Origin of the sequence: Streptomyces sp. NBC_00094, assembly GCF_026343125.1 — a bacterium.
In the GTDB taxonomy this organism is placed as follows: Bacteria; Actinomycetota; Actinomycetes; order Streptomycetales; family Streptomycetaceae; genus Streptomyces.
The window spans coordinates 7,409,847-7,425,603 of record NZ_JAPEMB010000001.1; the positions used below are offsets into that span (position 1 = coordinate 7,409,847).

Below are 15,757 nucleotides of genomic sequence, written 5' to 3' on the forward strand. Positions count from 1 at the left end.
TTCCCATTGCTCATGGTGTGCTCTTGACCGCTGCCGGTAGAACTCGATCCGGACCCCACGGGGGAGTCCGCGAGGAGAGGACCCGGACCATGAGCACCCATGTCATCGCGGAGATCGCCAGCCAGCCCGACTGCTGGCGCCGAGCCGCCGAGACCGCCGACCGTCACGCCGCCCGGCTGCCCCGCCGGGGCGAACGCGTCGCGGTCGTCGGCTGCGGCACCTCGTACTTCATCGCCCGCGCCTACGCGGCGCTGCGCGAGTCCCTCGGCGCGGGCGAGACCGACGCCTTCCCCGCCTCCGACCGGACCCCGCTCGGCCGCGGCTACGACCGGATCGTGGCCCTCACCCGCTCCGGTACGACCACGGAGGTCGTGGACCTGCTCACGGGCGCCGCCGGCCGCATCCCGACGCTCGTGCTCACCGGTGTGCCCGACAGCCCCGCCGGACAGCTCGCCGACGAGACCGTCGACCTCGGCTTCGCCGACGAACGCTCCGTGGTCCAGACCCGGTTCGCGACCACCGCTCTCCAACTCCTGCGCGCGGGGCTCGGGGTGGACCTCGGGCCCGCGATCGCCGACGCGGAGCTCGTGCTCTACGAGCGGTTCCCCGCCGTCTGGGAGCGGCGCGCCCAGTTCACCTTCCTCGGCACCGGCTGGACCGTGGGGCTTGCCGACGAGGCGGCGCTCAAGCTCCGTGAGGTGGCCCGCGCCTGGACGGAGTCGTACGCGGCGATGGAGTACCGGCACGGCCCGATCAGCATCAGTGACCGGACCAGCCTGGTCTGCTGCCTCGGCCCCGCGCCCTCGGGTCTCCGGGACGAAGTGGAGTCCACGGGAGCCCTGTTCGCCGCCGACGCGATCGACCCGGTCGCCGCGCTCGTCCGCGCGCAGCGGCTCGCGGTCGCCCTCGCGGACCGCCGCGGCCTCAACCCCGACCGTCCGCGCCACGTTTCGCGCTCGGTGATCCTCGCCGGAGCGTTCCGCCCCACCGCCGCGGACGCGGCCCGTATCCTGCGTTCATGATCGAGAACGACGTCAAGGACCTCCTGGACATGCCCGGCGACTGGCAGCGAGCCCTCGCCGTCGTCGCCCACCCCGACGATCTGGAGTACGGCTGCGCCGCCGCCGTCGCCGACTGGACGGACGCCGGGAAGGAGGTCGTCTACGTCCTGGCCAGCCGTGGCGAGGCCGGCATCGACACCCTCGCCCCGGACGTCTGCGGCCCGCTGCGCGAGCAGGAGCAGCGGGACAGCGCCGCCGTCGTCGGCGTCGACACCGTCGAGTTCCTCGACCACCGCGACGGCGTGATCGAGTACGGGCTCGGGCTGCGCCGCGACATCGCGGCGGCGATCCGGCGCCACCGCCCCGAACTCGTCGTCACCCTCAACCATCGCGACACCTGGGGCGGCGGCCCCGGCGCCCCCTGGAACACCCCGGACCACCTGGCCGTCGGCCGCGCCACGCTCGACGCGGCGGCCGACGCGGGGAACCGCTGGATCTTCCCCGAGCTCACCGAGCAGGGCCTGGAGCCCTGGAACGGCGTGCGCTGGGTGGCGGTCGCGGCCTCCAGCACCCCGACGCACGCGGTCGACGCGGCCCCGGGCCTGGACCGCGCGATCCGCTCGCTGCTCTGTCACCGCGCCTACATCGAGGCCCTGACGGACGAGGACCCGGAGGAGTACGTCCGGTCCTTCCTCACCGCGACGACGGCCCGCGCGGCCGACCGCTTCGGCGGCCGCCAGGCGGTGACCTTCGAACTCTTCGCCCGCTGACACCCGGCTCCGGCCCGGACTCATGCCTTCGGCGCCGCCCTCGACTCAGGGTCCGGCGCCGACCTTGGCTCACGGTTCAGCCGACCCCGGCTCACGGTTCCGCCGCCGCCCCCGGGTCACGGGTCCGGAGCCGCCCCCGGGTCACGCGTCCGGAGCCGGCTCACCCCATCGGCGCGGGCTTCAGTACCGCGAAGGGGGCGCCGAAGGGGTCGGCGAGCCAGGCGATCCGGCCGACGTCCGGGATGTCGGCCGCCGGCATGAGGACCGAGCCGCCGTTGCCCTGTGCCGAGCGGGCGATCGCGTCGGCGTCCTCGACCGCGAAGTACGGGATCCAGTGGGGCGTCTCCCCCTGGAGCTCGGCGACTCCGCCGAACGAGGCGTCCTCCTGATCGCCCTCGGCGGTCGAGATCACCCGGTACGTCATGCCGGGCGCGTCCATCGACGCCCACCGCCAGCCGAACAGCGTCCGGTAGAAGGCGAGGACGGACTCCGGGTCGGCGACGTGGAGCTCCGCCCAGACGAGGGTGTTGGTCGAGGAGGTCCGCTCCAGCCCCTGGACGCTCCCCGGCTGCCAGACGGCGAACTCCGCGCCGCCCGGGTCCGTGAGGGCGGCCATGCGGCCCGCGTCCATGACGTCGAACGCCGGGAGGCGCACGGTGCCGCCCGCCGACTCGGCGGCCTTCTGCGTGGCGTCCGCGTCCGGCGTCCGGAAGTACACCGTCCAGGCGCTGCTCGCGCCCTCCTCGGTCAGCGGGCCGAGCGCGGCGACCGTGCGGCCGTCCTGCTGGAAGAAGCCGTAGCCGCCGGCGTCCGGTCCCGCCGAGCGGAACTCCCAGCCGAAGACGGCGCCGTAGAACGCGGCGGCGGCCTCGGTGTCGGGGCTGCCGAGGTCGATCCAGCTGGGGGAACCCGTGGTGAACTGCGTACCGAGCATGGGAGGTGTCCCGTCCTTCCGTCGTCCGTGAGTGCCGGGGCCGTGCCGCCGGTCCCACCGGCTTCCGGCCACCATGACCGATCCTCACCCCTGCGTCGCGGCGGCGCAGCCGCAGCACCACCGGTTCATCCGCGCGGCCGACCGGCCACCACGTCCTCCAGGTCGCCGAGCAGCAGCTCGCTGTTGATCGCCACTCCGGCCCGGTAGCCCTGGCCGACCGCGTTGACGACCTGCTCCTGCGGGCCCGTCACGTTCCCGGCGGCCCAGACGCCGGGAACGCTCGTCCGGCCCGTCTCGTCCACCGTCACGAACTCGCCGAACGGCGTCTCCCGCAGCGCGGCCCCCAGCTGCCGCAGGACACCGTCCCGGGCCGCGAGGCGGTCGGCGCCGACGAAGACCACCGAGCGGGCGACCACCCGGCCGTCGGCGAGCCGGACCCCGGTCAGCCGGTCGTCCTCGACCACGAGCCCCGTCACCTCGCCCGTCACGACCTCGACCCCGGCCGCGTCGAGCAGCGCCGCGTCGTGGGCGGTGAGCTCGTCGGCCGTGTGCACGAAGAGGGTCACGTCCTCGGACCAGTTCGAGACCATCAGCGCCTGGTGCGCCGGCATCCTCGGGTGCGCGATCACACCGAAGGCCCGGTCGCGGACCTCCCAGCCGTGGCAGTACGGGCAGTGCAGCACGTCCCGCCCCCACCGCTCGGCCACGCCGTCGACCTCCGGGAGCTCGTCGACGAGCCCGGTCGTGACGACGAGCCGCCGCGCCCCGACGGCCGTACCGTCCGCGAGGGACACGGTGAACCCGCCGCGCCCGTCCGGCTCCGCGCCGGCCACCCGTCCGGCCCGCCGCTCCACCCCGTACGCGGCGATCTCGCGCCGTCCTGCCTCCAGGTACGCGGCGGGGCTCATCCCGTCCCTGGACAGCACGCCGTGCATGTGGGCGGCGGGTGCGTTGCGGGGCTCGCCCGCGTCGACCACCAGGGTGCGCCGCCGCGACCGGCCCAGGATCAGCGCGGCGCTGAGCCCCGCCGCACCGCCGCCGACCACCACGACGTCGTACCGCTCCTTCGTCAGGGTCATGTCCGTACTCCTCAGCTTCGTGCTCATGACGCGAGCGTCGCCCGCGACCCGATCGAACGGCAACTGTTCTTGCTGTTTCTGCAACACTGGAGGCATGACCGAAGACGACCGCATCGACGCCGTGCTGAACGAGGTGGGACCCCGGCTCCGCCGGGTCCGCCGTGACCGAGGGGTGACCCTGGCCGAGCTCTCCGCCGCCACCGGCATCTCCGTCAGCACCCTCTCCCGGCTGGAGTCCGGACAGCGCAAGCCCAGTCTGGAGCTGCTCCTGCCGCTCGCCCGCGCCCATCAGGTGCCCCTCGACGAGCTGGTCGGCGCCCCCGCCGTCGGCGACCCCCGGGTCAAGGCGCGGCCGATCGTCCGCCACGGCCGCACGATGTACCCGCTGACCCGGCAGCCCGGCGGGCTCCAGGCGTACAAGGTGATCCAGGAGAAGTCGAACGAGGCCCCGGAGCCGCGCGTCCACGAGGGGTACGAGTGGCTGTACGTGCTCTCCGGGAAGCTGCGCCTGGTCCTCGGTGAGCACGACGTCGTCCTCGCCGCCGGGGAGGCGGCCGAGTTCGACACGCGCGTCCCGCACTGGTTCGGGCCCGCCGGGGACGGCCCGGTGGAGTTCCTCAGCCTCTTCGGCCCGCAGGGGGAGCGCATGCACGTCAGGGCGCGACCGAAGAAGGAGGGCTGACCGTTCGAAGAGGGACGGCCGGCCTGACCGAAGAAGTCCGGCCGACCCGGTCGAAGAAGTCCGGCCGACCCGTTCCCCATCAGGCAAGCGACCGCTTAGTATGCCACCGACCACCCGGTACGGAGGAGGCTCGCGGATGCAGGCATGGCGTGTGTACGAGAACGGCGAACCCGGTGCGGTGATGCGCCGCGAGGAGGTGGAGCCGCCCACGCCCGCCGACGGGCAGGTCCTCCTCAGGGTCCGCGCCGCGAACGTCAACTTCCCGGACGCGCTGCTCTGCCGCGGCCACTACCAGGTGCGGCCCCCGCTGCCCTTCACACCCGGTGTGGAGCTCTGCGGCGAGACCGAGGACGGGCGCCGGGTCATCACCACGGCCGCCCTCCCGCACGGCGGCTTCGCCACGTACGCCCTCGCCGACGCCGCCGGGCTGCTCCCCGCCCCGGACAGCCTCGACGACGCCGAGGCCGCGGCCCTGCACATCGGCTACCAGACCGGCTGGTTCGGCCTGCACCGACGGGCCGCCCTCCAGGAGGGCGAGACCCTCCTCGTCCATGCCGCGGCCGGTGGCGTCGGCAGCGCCGCCGTCCAGCTCGGCAAGGCGGCCGGCGCCACCGTGATCGGCGTCGTCGGCGGCCCCGAGAAGGCGGCCGTCGCCCGCGCGCTCGGCTGCGACCTCGTCGTCGACCGCCGCTCCGAGGACGTCGTCGCCGCCGTCAAGGCCGCGACCGGCGGCCGGGGCGCCGACGTGATCTACGACCCCGTCGGCGGCGAGGCCTACCAGCAGTCCGCCAAGTGCGTCGCCTTCGAGGGCCGGATCGTGATCGTCGGCTTCGCGAGCGGCACCGTCCCCGCCCCCGCCCTCAACCACGCCCTCGTGAAGAACTACGCGGTCCTCGGGCTCCACTGGGGCCTGTACGCGGCGAAGGACCCGGCCTCCATCGCCCGCTGCCACGAGACCCTCACCGCCTACGCCGCCAAGGGCCTCATCAAGCCCCTCATCGGCGACCGCGTCCCCTTCGCCGGCGCGGCGGACGCCGTCCAGCGCGTCGCCGACGGCACCACCACCGGCCGCCTGGTCGTCCTCCCGGAAGGAGCCCGCGCGTGACCGACGCACAAGAACTCATCGCCCTCACTCGGCAGTTGCTCGCCGACCACCCGCCCGCCACCACCGACCGCACCGACTTCCTGCGCGCCCGCTTCGACGCCGGACTCGCCTGGGTGCACTACCCCGTGGGCCTCGGTGGACTCGACGCGCCCCGCGCCCTCCAGGCCGTCGTCGACACCGAACTCGCCGCCGCGGGAGCCCCCGACAACGACCCGCGCCGCATCGGCATCGGCCTCGGCATGGCGGCCCCCACCCTCCTCGCGTACGGCTCCGACGAGGTCAAGCGCCGCTTCCTCCGCCCGCTGTGGGTGGGGGAGGAGGTCTGGTGCCAGCTCTTCAGCGAGCCCGGCGCCGGCTCCGACCTCGCCGCGCTCGGCACCCGGGCCGTCCGGGACGGTGGGGGAGACTGGGTGATCGACGGGCAGAAGGTGTGGACGTCCAGCGCCCACGTCGCCCGCTGGGCCATCCTCATCGCCCGTACCGACCCGGACGTCCCCAAGCACCGGGGCATCACCTACTTCGTCTGCGACATGACCGACCCCGGCGTGGAGGTCCGGCCGCTGCGCCAGATCACCGGCGAGGCCGAGTTCAACGAGGTCTTCCTCACCGGCGTACGGATCCCCGACGCGCACCGCCTCGGCGGGATCGGCGACGGCTGGCGGGTCGCGCAGACCACCCTCATGAACGAGCGGGTCTCCATCGGTGGCGCCCGCATCCCGCGTGAGGGCGGCATGATCGGCAAGGCCGCCACGACCTGGCGCGAGCGCCCGGAGCTCCGCACCCACGACCTGCACCGGCGCCTCCTCGACCTCTGGGTCGACGCCGAGGTGGCCAGGCTCACCGGCGAACGGCTCCGCCAGCAGCTCGTCGCGGGCCAGCCCGGCCCCGAGGGCAGCGCGATGAAGCTCGGCTTCGCCCGGCTCAACCAGGCCATCAGCGGCCTGGAGGTGGAACTCCTCGGTGAGGAAGGGCTGCTGTACGGCGAGTGGGAGATGCGCCGGCCCGATCTCGTCGACTTCACCGGCCGCGACGCCGGCTACCGCTACCTGCGCTCCAAGGGCAACTCGATCGAGGGCGGCACGACCGAGGTGCTGCTCAACATCGTCGCCGAACGGGTCCTCGGCCTTCCCTCCGAGCCCCGCAACGACAAGGACGTCGCCTGGAAGGACCTGAGCCGATGAGCGACCTGCTCTACTCCGAGACCGAGGACGACCTGCGGGCCGCCGTCCGCTCCCTGCTCACCGACCGGGCCGGCCACCAGGAGCTGCTCGGCCGGGTCGAGACGGACAGCCCGTACGTCCCCGGCCTCTGGAAGGCGCTCGCGGGGGACATGGGCGCCGCCGGGCTCTTCGTACCCGAGAAGCTCGGAGGCCAGGGCGCGAGCCACCGCGAGGCCGCCGTCGTCCTGGAGGAACTGGGCCGCGCGGTGACCCCGGCGCCGTACCTGACGAGCGCGGTCGTGGCCACCGAGACGCTGCTCGCCCTCGCGGGGGAGAGCGCGCCGGCTGCCGAGCTCCTCGTGGGCCTGGCGGGTGGCCGCACGGTCGCGGTACTCGCCGTCCCCCTCACCGCGACCCCGTACGCGGAGCCGTCCGTCGCCTCCACCGTCACCGGCGTCGCGGACGCCGTCGCCGCCGACGTCCTCCTCGTCCCCCGCGCCGACGGGCTGTACGCCGTGCCGGCCACCGAGGCGACCGTCGAGCCGCAGACCCCGCTCGACCTCACCCGCCCGCTCGCCACGGTGACCACGGAGGCCGCGAGCGGCACCCGGATCGCGGGGCCGGAGGAGGCCGCCGCCGCGGTCCGCCGCGGGCTGCTCGCGGGCGCCGGCCTTCTCGCCTCCGAGCAGCTCGGGCTCGCCGAGTGGTGTCTGGAGGAGACCGTCCGCCACACGCGCGAGCGCCACCAGTTCAACCGGCCGGTCGGCTCCTTCCAGGCGCTCAAGCACCGCATGGCCCAGCTCTGGCTGGACGTCGTCGGGGCCAGGGCGGCGGCTCGCGCCGCCGCCGACGCCCTCGCCACCGGCAGCCCGGACGCCCCGCTCACGGTGGCGGTCGCCCAGGCCTACTGCTCCAAGGTCGCCGTCCGCGCCGCCGAGGAGTGCGTCCAGCTCCACGGCGGGATCGGGATGACCTGGGAGCACCCCGCGCACCTGGCGCTGAAGCGGGCCAAGTCCGATCAGCTCGCGCTGGGTTCGGCGGGCCGCCATCAGGACGCGATCGCCGGACTGGTGGGCCTGCCCGCTCCCGCGTAAGGCCTCATCGGGTTCCCGGTAAGGGGCCACTGTGTCAGCACCCCTTTACATACTGTTTAATTGCGAGTCGTTCGCAATAACAGTTGATCTCCAAAAGGGGTGTGGACACGATGACCGCCCGATCCATCCGCGGCACGGCCGCCGCGATCCTCGCGGGGGCCCTGGCCCTCGCGGCGGCGGCCTGCACGAACCCCGGCTCCACGGCCGGGGCCTCCGGCGGCCCCAAGGATTCCGCGGTCGTCGGCATCGCCTACGAGCCCGAGACGCTCAGCCCGCTCCTCGGCTACGGCAAGGACGGCAACTCCAAGATCTTCGACGGGCTCCTCGCCTTCGACGCCGACATGAAGCTGAAGCCGGCCCTCGCCGTGAAGCTCCCGCACGTCAGCGCCGACGGGCTCACCTACACGTACACGCTCCGCGAGGACGTGACCTTCAGCGACGGAGCCCCCTTCACCGCGAAGGACGTCGTCTACACCTACAGGACGATCCTCGACCCGAAGACGAACAACGCCTCCCGCACCGAGCTCGACGCGGTGAAGAAGGTCGAGGCCGTCGGAGACGACACCGTCGTCTTCACCCTGAAGTACCCCTACGCGCCCTTCGCCGAGCGCACCGTCCACGCGATAGCCCCCGAGCACGTCGCCGCGAAGCAGGACGTCAACACCGGCGCCTTCACCACGAAGCCGATCGGCACCGGCCCGTACGTCCTCACCGGCTGGTCCAAGGGCGAGAAGCTCAGCTTCAAGGCCAACCCCACCTACTGGGACGGCGCGCCCGCGGTGAAGAAGTTCACCATGGCCGTCGTCAAGGACGACGACGTCCGCGCGACCCGCCTGCGCGCGGGCGACCTCGACGGCGCCATCCTGCCGCCCAACCTCGCCGCCGGCTTCAAGGACGACAAGGGCAGGAAGACGTACGCGGCGAAGACCTACGACTACCGCACCGTCACCCTCCCCACCCACCACCCGGTCACCGGCGACACCGCCGTCCGCCGCGCCCTCGACATCGCCGTCGACCGGCAGGCCATGGTCGACAAGATCCTCGAAGGCGCCGGAAAGCCCGCCTACGGGCCGGTCCCCACCGACAGCCCCTGGTTCGCCAAGGGCACCGAGCGCCGCCACGACCTCGCCGGCGCGCAGAAGATCCTCGACGAGGCCGGCTGGAAGCCCGGCCCCGACGGCATCCGCGTCAAGAACGGCGTCCGCGCCGAGTTCCCGCTCTGGTACCTCTCCGGCGACAAGCTCCGCCAGGACCACGCCCTCGCCTACGCCTCCGACGCCAAGAAGGCCGGCGTCGACATCAGGACCCAGGCCGGCACCTGGGAGGTCATCGAGCCCCGCATGAAGACCGACGCCGTCCTCGCCGGCGGCGGCTCGCCCGGCGACCCCGACTTCGACCAGTACCTGCTCCTGAAGTCCACCCTCGCGGGCGACGGCTTCAACAACATGGCCTGGTACGACAACACGACCGTCGACCGCGCCCTGGAGGACGGCCGCCGGACGAACGAACCCGCCGAGCGCCGCGCCGCGTACGACACCGTCCAGCGCGAACTGGCCAAGAACCCCGGCTACACCTTCCTCACCCACATCGACCACCTGTACGTCGTCGACGACAGCTGGGGCGGACTGAGCACCCAGACCGAGCCGCACGACCACGGCCTCGCCTCCGGCCCCTGGTGGAACGTCGAGGCCTGGAAGCCGACGAGCACCGGAGCGGCGCAGAAGTGAAGCGCCGCCTCCCCTGGGGGGCCATGGCGCGGATGACGGGACGGCGCGCCCTGGCCGCCGTCCCCGTCCTCCTCGCCGTCACCTTCGCGGTGTTCGCCGTCGCCGCGGCCTCCCCCTTCGACCCCGTCAAGGCCTACGCCGGCACCGCCGGACTCACCGCCTCGCAGGAGAACCTCGACCAGCTCCGCGCCAACCTCGGCGCCGACCAGCCCCTCCTCACCCGCTGGTGGGAGTGGCTCACCTCAGCCGTCACCGGCGACCTCGGCGACTCCTCGGTCATGCGCCGCCCCGTCGCCGAGGTCATCACCGAACGCCTCGGCTGGTCCGTCCTCCTCGCCGTCACCGCCTTCCTGATCGCCATCGTCCTCGGCACCCTCCTCGGGGTCCTCGCCGGCCGCCGCCGCGGCGGCCTCCTCGACCGGGCCGTCAGCTCCGCCGCGTACACCCTGGAAGCCGCCCCCGCCTTCTGGCTCGGCCTCCTCGCGATCTGGTTCTTCGCCCTGGAACTCGGCGTCCTGCCGGCCGGTGGACTCACCGACACCGCCAGCGACACCGTCACCGCCGGCCAGGTCGCCCGCCACCTCGTCCTGCCCGCGTTCGTCCTCGGGATCTCCCAGCTGCCCTGGTTCTTCCTGTACGTCCGCCAGGGCGTCGGCGACGCACTCGACGAGGACCCGGTGCGCGGCGCCCGCGCCCGCGGCCTGCGCGAACGCACCGTCCTCACCGGCCACGCCCTGCGCTCCGGGATGCTGCCGATGCTCACCCTCGTGGGCTCCCGCGTCCCCGAGCTCATCACCGGCGCCCTCCTCGTGGAGACCGTCTTCAGCTGGCCCGGCATCGCCGCCGCGACCGTGCAGGCGGCGACCTCCGTCGACTTCCCGCTGCTCGCCGCGCTCACCGTGCTCGCCACCGCCGCGGTACTCCTCGGCAACCTCGTCTCCGACCTGCTGTACGGACTCGCCGACCCGAGGGTGGGCTTCGATGGCTGACCCGCGCACCCACCGCCTGCGGCTGTGGAGCTCCGCCGTGACCGTCGGCGTCATCCTCCTCGCCGTCCTCCTCGTGCCCCCGCTCGTCCAGCTCGACGAACAGGCCGTCGACCTCTCGCGGAAGCTCCTCCCGCCGTCCTGGGACCACCCCTTCGGCACCGACGACCTCGGCCGCGACCTGCTCCTGCGGTGCATCTACGGGCTGCGGATCTCGCTCCTCGTCGGGCTCGTCGCCGCACTCGTCGCCACCGTCGTCGGCACGGCCGTGGGAGCCGCCGCCGGAGCGCTCGGCGGCTGGACCGACCGCTGCCTCATGCGGATCGTCGACACCTTCTCCTCCGTGCCGCACCTGCTCCTCGGCATCTTCGTCGTCGCGCTCTTCCGGCCCGGTGTGTGGCCCGTCATCGCCTCCGTCGCCGTCACCCACTGGCTCTCCACCGCCCGGATCGTCCGCTCCGAGGTCCTCTCGCTGCGGACCCGGCCCTTCGTGGACGCCGCCGTGTCCGGCGGCGCCTCCCGATGGCGCGTCGCCGCCCGGCACCTGCTCCCCGCCGTCCTGCCGCAGGCCGGACTCGCCGCCGTCCTCATGGTCCCGCACGCCATGTGGCACGAGTCGGCGCTCTCCTTCCTCGGCCTCGGCCTCCCCAGCCACCAGGCGAGCCTCGGCAACCTCGTGCAGAACGCCCGCTCCTCGCTCCTCGCCGGGGACTGGTGGCCGACCCTCTTCCCCGGCCTCCTCCTGATCCTGCCGACCCTGGCCATCGCCGGACTCGCGGGCGTCTGGCGGGACCGGCTCAACCCGCGCCGCCGATCGGAGCTGATGCTGTGAACGCCGCCGACCGCACGGTCCTGCGCGCCCTGGAGGCCGTCACCGCCGAGCGGGCCGAGGACGCCGTCCTCAGCGTCCGCGACCTCACCGTCCGCTTCCGGCTCCGTGGCGGCCGGACCGTCGCCGCCGTCAGCGACGCCGCCTTCGACCTCGCGGCGGGGGAGTGCCTCGCCCTCGTCGGCGAGAGCGGCTGCGGCAAGTCCGTCCTCGCCTCCGCCCTCCTCGGCCTGCTCCCCGGCAACGCCGAGACCTCCGGCACGGCCCTGCTGGAGGGCGCCGGCGGCGCCGGGCCCACGGACCTCCTGGCCGCCGACGAGAAGACCCTGGCCCGCACGGTACGAGGCCGGCGCGTCGGACTCGTACCCCAGAGCCCCGCCGCCCACCTCACCCCCGTCCGCACCGTACGGTCCCAGCTGGAGGAGACCGTCCGGGCGCTCACCGGCACCGCCCGCCGCGCCCGGCGGAAGACCGCCGAGGACGCCGCCGCACGGGCCGCCTTCCCGGCCGACCACCTCGACCGCTACCCCCACGAACTCTCCGGCGGCCTCGCCCAGCGTGCCGCCACGGCCCTCGCCCTCATCGGCGACGCCCGCCTCCTCCTCGCCGACGAACCGACCACGGGCCTCGACCGGGACCTCGTCGACCGCACCGTCGACGAACTGCGCCGGCACGTCGACGAGGGCCGCGGCCTGCTCCTCATCACCCACGACCTCGCCGCCGCCGCGCGCATCGCCGACCGCGTCGCCGTCATGTACGCCGGCCGGATCGTCGAACTCGCCCCCGCACACCGCTTCTTCGGCTCCACCGGACCCCGCCACCCCTATGCCCGCGGGCTCCTCGACGCCCTCCCCGACCGGGCGTTCACCCCCATCCCCGGTATGCCCCCGGAGCTCTCCGCGTTGCCCGACGGCTGCGCCTTCGCCCCCCGATGCCCCCGGGCCACCGACCTCTGCGCCACCCGGCCCGAGCCGCGCGCCGGGCTGGCCTGCCACCACCCGGAGCCGTCCCGTGCTTGAACTCGACTCCATCACCGCCGGATACGAGCGCCGCGCCCCCGTCTTCCGGGGCGCCTCGCTCACCGTCGCCCCCGGCGAGTCCGTCGGCCTCCTCGGCCCCAGCGGCTGCGGCAAGTCCACCCTCGCCAGGGTCGCCGCCCTCCTCCACCGCCCCGACGCGGGCCGCCTCGTCCTCGACGGCGTCGAGGTCCGCGCCTGGCGCCACCGTGCCCCGCGCGAACTGCGCACCGCCGTCGGCGTCGTCTTCCAGCAGCCCCGCACCGCCGCCGACCCCCGGCTCACCCTCGCCGAGATCATCGCCGAGCCCCTCCGCGCCACCGGCCGCCGTGCCGAGGCCGAGAGCCGGGTCGCCGCACTCGCCCCGGCCGTCGGCCTCACCCCCGACCTGCTCACCCGCCGCCCCCACGAGGTCAGCGACGGCCAGCTCCAACGCGCCTGCCTGGCCCGCGCCCTGACCCTGCGCCCCCGCTGGCTGATCTGCGACGAGATGACCGCCATGCTCGACGCCTCCACCACGGCCGCGCTCGTCGCCGCCGTCGAGAGCTACCGCGCGGACACCGGCGCCGGCCTCCTCGCCGTGGGCCACGACCGCGTCCTGCTGAACCGCTGGTGCGACCGTACGGTGGAGTGGAAGGACTGCCTGCCGCCCGAGGAGAGCCCGTGACCGGTCCCTGGACGCCGCTGCCCGCCGAGGACCCGCTCGGCGGGATGCGCGCCCTCCTGGCGGAGGAGAGCGCGCTCCTCGGGTACGAGCCGCAGGACGGCTACGAGGACCGCTGCTGGGTGCTGCACACGCTGTACGAGGACGGGCGGCCGGTCCGCTGGAGCGAGCTGTTCGCCCGGTCGGGCCACCGGATCGAGGAGTGGCGGTGGACCCTGTCGTACCTGATGTTCGAGGACGTCGACCTGCCGGACGAGTGGGACGGCCCCTCCGGCGGGGAGATCGACCGGGACTGCCTGGCCCGGCTCGTCGAGCTCCTCGCCCGGCACAGCAGCCGCGGCGCGGACGAGCCCGTCCGCGCCGCGCACGCGCCCATCGAGTCCCCGTCCCACCCGCTGCGGGCGTGGCGGGGCCGGCTCGGTGACGCCGTGGCCCACTTCGACGCCCGCCGGGAGACCGATACCGGTGAGAACTTTCCCGCCAACTGGTGGGCGGAGGAAGGTTCCTGGTTCGTCCTCACCGACTGGGACCTCAGCGCCACCGAGGTCTTCGGCGGTGCCGCACTCGTCGCCGCGCTCCTCGCCGACCCCGGCCTCGAAGCCGTACGGCATCCGCCCGTCTCCGCGCTGCCGTCGGGCACCCCGCGGTGGCCGCGGAGCTGACCCGGGGCGGCGACCGGGGCCCGACCGGGGGGAATCTCACCCGTATGGCCGCCCCGCCATACGCCCGGACGGACCGGGCGTTCCGCCACACTGTCCGCCGAACGCCGCAATTCCGGTGCGGCGACGGAGGGACGTGAAGGCGATGGCCGTTTCCATTTCTGTCGTGGTGCTCCTGCTGGTACTGGCCGTGATCTTCCTGCGCAGCGGCGGGCTCAAGGTCACCCACGCGCTCGTCTGCGCCCTGCTCGGCTTCTTCCTCGCCGGCACCAGCGTGGCGCCCACGATCCACAACGGTGTCGCCGCCACCGCCAACGTGGTCTCCAGCCTCAAGCCGTGATCATTGCTCGATCGTGAACTGCCCGTGAAGCGAGGGGCAGTTGCATGTACTTCTCCCGGGCCCGGGCCTAGCGTCGGCCGTCGGCGCGACAGCCGTTCAGGAACCCGAGGAGCCGCATTGACCACCCACCCGCCCCGAAGACGAGCGCGCGCGCTCGCGCTGATCGCCGCGCTGAGCGCGACCCTCCTCGCGGGTGCCGCCCCCGTCGCGCACGCCGAGGAGATCCCCCTCGCCATCGGCCACCGCCTCGTCGACCACTACGACGGCGCACCCGCGACCGCCCGGCCCGTGCCCGGCACCGCCCCCGCCCAGCACCCCTACCTCGCGCCCAACGGGCGCAGCGGTATGCACGCCGACGGCGCCGGCAGCGGCACCCACCCGTACTCCGGGCCGCTCGGACGCGACCCGAAGGTCGACAGCGAGCAGATCGCCCCCGTCGGCGGCGAGTGCGCCACCGTCACCTTCGACTCCGGCGGCCGCCTCGTCACCGTCTGCGGCACCTTCAACGGCTTCCTGCTGAAGCTCCTCGACCCGCGGACCCTGGACACCCTCGCCGAGTACAAGCTGCCGCAGCGCTCCTCCACCGTCGAGGCCATCACCCGCCTCGACTTCGAGAAGATCTTCAAGGACACCTCGGGCGGCGCCTACTTCTACCTCGACGACCGGGACCGGGTCGTCCTCGCCGACTCCCGCCAGCACGTCCTGCGCATCGCCCACCGCCAGAAGGCCGACGGTGCCTGGGAGTTCGTCGTCGAGAACGACTGGGACCTCACCTCCCTCGTCCCGCACGACTGCGTCTCCTGGACCAACCTCTTCCCCAGCGGCGTCTGCGACCCCGTCACCTCCGTCATGCCCGACTGGGACGGCCGCATCTGGTGGGTGACCCGGCTCGGCCGGGTCGGCACCGTCGACCCCGCGACGGGCGCGCTCCGTGTGATCAGGCTCGACGGGGAGGAGATCCAGAACTCCTTCTCCGTCGCCGAGGACGGTGTCTCCATCGTCACCGACCACGCCCTGTACGGCTTCCGCGCCGATGCCGACGGCACCCCGCGCGTGCAGTGGCGCGAAGTCTACGACCGGGGGACCGGGACCAAGCCCGGCTCGGTGAACCAGGGTTCGGGCACCACGCCCGACCTCTTCGGCGCCGGGGGCGAGTACGTCGCCATCACCGACAACGCCGACGACCGGATGAACGTCCTCGTCTACCGGCGCGGCGCCGACGTCCCCGCCGCCGACCGACTCGTCTGCAAGGTGCCGGTCTTCCGGTCCGGGGCCTCCACCACCGACAACTCCCTGATCAGCTGGGGCAACAGCCTCGTCGTCGAGAACAACTACGGCTACGAGAACCCCAGTACGCTCTCCCTCGGCCGCAGCGTCGTCGGCGGCGCCACCCGGATCGACGTCCGCGCCGACGGCAGCGGCTGCGACACCGTGTGGGAGAGCGACGTCCGTTCGCCCTCCACCGTCCCGAAGCTCTCCACCGCCAACGGGCTGCTCTACTTCTACGAGAAGCGGCCCAACGCCCTCGGCATCGACGCCTGGTACCTCACGGCCGTCGACTTCCGCACCGGACAGCGGGTGTTCTCACGCTTCACCGGCACCGGCCTCGCCTACGACAACAACTGGGCGCCGATCACCATCGGACCCGACGGCACCGCGTACGTGGGCGTCTTCAACGGCATCGTCGCCGTCCGCGACAGCGTCTGACCGG

Annotated in this window: 16 protein-coding genes; 14 read left to right on the forward strand and 2 right to left on the reverse strand. The window is 73.7% G+C overall.

Going from position 1 to position 15,757, the window contains the following annotated elements:
• Window positions 1-89 precede the first annotated feature (89 nt).
• Window positions 90-1,022, forward strand: a complete 933-nt coding sequence (locus tag OG580_RS32800) for an SIS domain-containing protein (RefSeq protein WP_267047279.1) — start codon at window positions 90-92, stop codon at window positions 1,020-1,022.
• Entirely contained in the window at window positions 1,019-1,771 is a 753-nt protein-coding gene (locus OG580_RS32805; RefSeq protein WP_267047280.1) for a PIG-L deacetylase family protein, read from the forward strand. The genes OG580_RS32800 and OG580_RS32805 overlap by 4 nt, the downstream gene beginning before the upstream one ends.
• A gap of 160 nt (window positions 1,772-1,931) precedes the next feature.
• Here OG580_RS32805 and OG580_RS32810 read toward each other — a convergent pair whose 3' ends face one another.
• Together OG580_RS32810 and OG580_RS32815 are read right to left on the reverse strand one after the other, a co-directional pair.
• Window positions 1,932-2,705, reverse strand: a complete 774-nt coding sequence (locus tag OG580_RS32810) for a VOC family protein (protein ID WP_267047281.1) — start codon at window positions 2,703-2,705, stop codon at window positions 1,932-1,934.
• A 125-nt stretch (window positions 2,706-2,830) separates the two neighbouring features.
• Window positions 2,831-3,811 (reverse strand): NAD(P)/FAD-dependent oxidoreductase, encoded by a 981-nt coding sequence (locus OG580_RS32815; protein ID WP_267047282.1) that lies wholly within the window; start codon window positions 3,809-3,811, stop codon window positions 2,831-2,833.
• A 67-nt stretch (window positions 3,812-3,878) separates the two neighbouring features.
• On the opposite strand from OG580_RS32815, the gene OG580_RS32820 reads away from it, so the two are divergent.
• The 12 genes from OG580_RS32820 to OG580_RS32875 all read left to right on the forward strand — a co-directional run bounded on the left by OG580_RS32820 (window position 3,879) and on the right by OG580_RS32875 (window position 15,753).
• A complete protein-coding gene (locus OG580_RS32820) occupies window positions 3,879-4,466 on the forward strand; it encodes a helix-turn-helix domain-containing protein (RefSeq protein ID WP_267047283.1) in 588 nt (195 codons plus the stop codon).
• Between the two features lie 136 nt (window positions 4,467-4,602).
• Window positions 4,603-5,571, forward strand: a complete 969-nt coding sequence (locus tag OG580_RS32825; protein WP_267047284.1) for an NADPH:quinone oxidoreductase family protein — start codon at window positions 4,603-4,605, stop codon at window positions 5,569-5,571.
• Window positions 5,568-6,752, forward strand: coding sequence for an acyl-CoA dehydrogenase family protein (locus tag OG580_RS32830; RefSeq protein ID WP_267047285.1), 1,185 nt, complete (start codon window positions 5,568-5,570; stop codon window positions 6,750-6,752). Before OG580_RS32825 ends, OG580_RS32830 begins: the two co-directional genes overlap by 4 nt.
• Window positions 6,749-7,825 (forward strand): acyl-CoA dehydrogenase family protein, encoded by a 1,077-nt coding sequence (locus tag OG580_RS32835; protein ID WP_267047286.1) that lies wholly within the window; start codon window positions 6,749-6,751, stop codon window positions 7,823-7,825. Before OG580_RS32830 ends, OG580_RS32835 begins: the two co-directional genes overlap by 4 nt.
• 110 nt (window positions 7,826-7,935) lie before the next feature.
• On the forward strand, window positions 7,936-9,552 hold the full coding sequence (locus tag OG580_RS32840; protein WP_267047287.1) for an ABC transporter substrate-binding protein: 1,617 nt from the start codon (window positions 7,936-7,938) through the stop codon (window positions 9,550-9,552).
• A complete protein-coding gene (locus OG580_RS32845; protein WP_267047288.1) occupies window positions 9,549-10,541 on the forward strand; it encodes an ABC transporter permease in 993 nt (330 codons plus the stop codon). The genes OG580_RS32840 and OG580_RS32845 overlap by 4 nt, the downstream gene beginning before the upstream one ends.
• On the forward strand, window positions 10,534-11,370 hold the full coding sequence (locus tag OG580_RS32850; protein WP_267047289.1) for an ABC transporter permease: 837 nt from the start codon (window positions 10,534-10,536) through the stop codon (window positions 11,368-11,370). Before OG580_RS32845 ends, OG580_RS32850 begins: the two co-directional genes overlap by 8 nt.
• A 20-nt stretch (window positions 11,371-11,390) precedes the next feature.
• Window positions 11,391-12,386: an ABC transporter ATP-binding protein gene (locus tag OG580_RS32855; protein ID WP_267048209.1), complete on the forward strand. Its 996-nt coding sequence runs from the start codon at window positions 11,391-11,393 to the stop codon at window positions 12,384-12,386.
• Window positions 12,379-13,050 (forward strand): ABC transporter ATP-binding protein, encoded by a 672-nt coding sequence (locus OG580_RS32860; RefSeq protein ID WP_267047290.1) that lies wholly within the window; start codon window positions 12,379-12,381, stop codon window positions 13,048-13,050. The genes OG580_RS32855 and OG580_RS32860 overlap by 8 nt, the downstream gene beginning before the upstream one ends.
• Window positions 13,047-13,709, forward strand: a complete 663-nt coding sequence (locus tag OG580_RS32865; RefSeq protein WP_267047291.1) for a hypothetical protein — start codon at window positions 13,047-13,049, stop codon at window positions 13,707-13,709. The genes OG580_RS32860 and OG580_RS32865 overlap by 4 nt, the downstream gene beginning before the upstream one ends.
• A 142-nt stretch (window positions 13,710-13,851) precedes the next feature.
• Entirely contained in the window at window positions 13,852-14,046 is a 195-nt protein-coding gene (locus OG580_RS32870) for a hypothetical protein (protein ID WP_024760730.1), read from the forward strand.
• A 117-nt stretch (window positions 14,047-14,163) separates the two neighbouring features.
• The gene (locus OG580_RS32875) at window positions 14,164-15,753 is read left to right on the forward strand and encodes a hypothetical protein (RefSeq protein ID WP_267047292.1); all 1,590 of its coding nucleotides are present in this window, start codon (window positions 14,164-14,166) and stop codon (window positions 15,751-15,753) included.
• The last annotated feature ends 4 nt before the right edge of the window (window positions 15,754-15,757 follow it).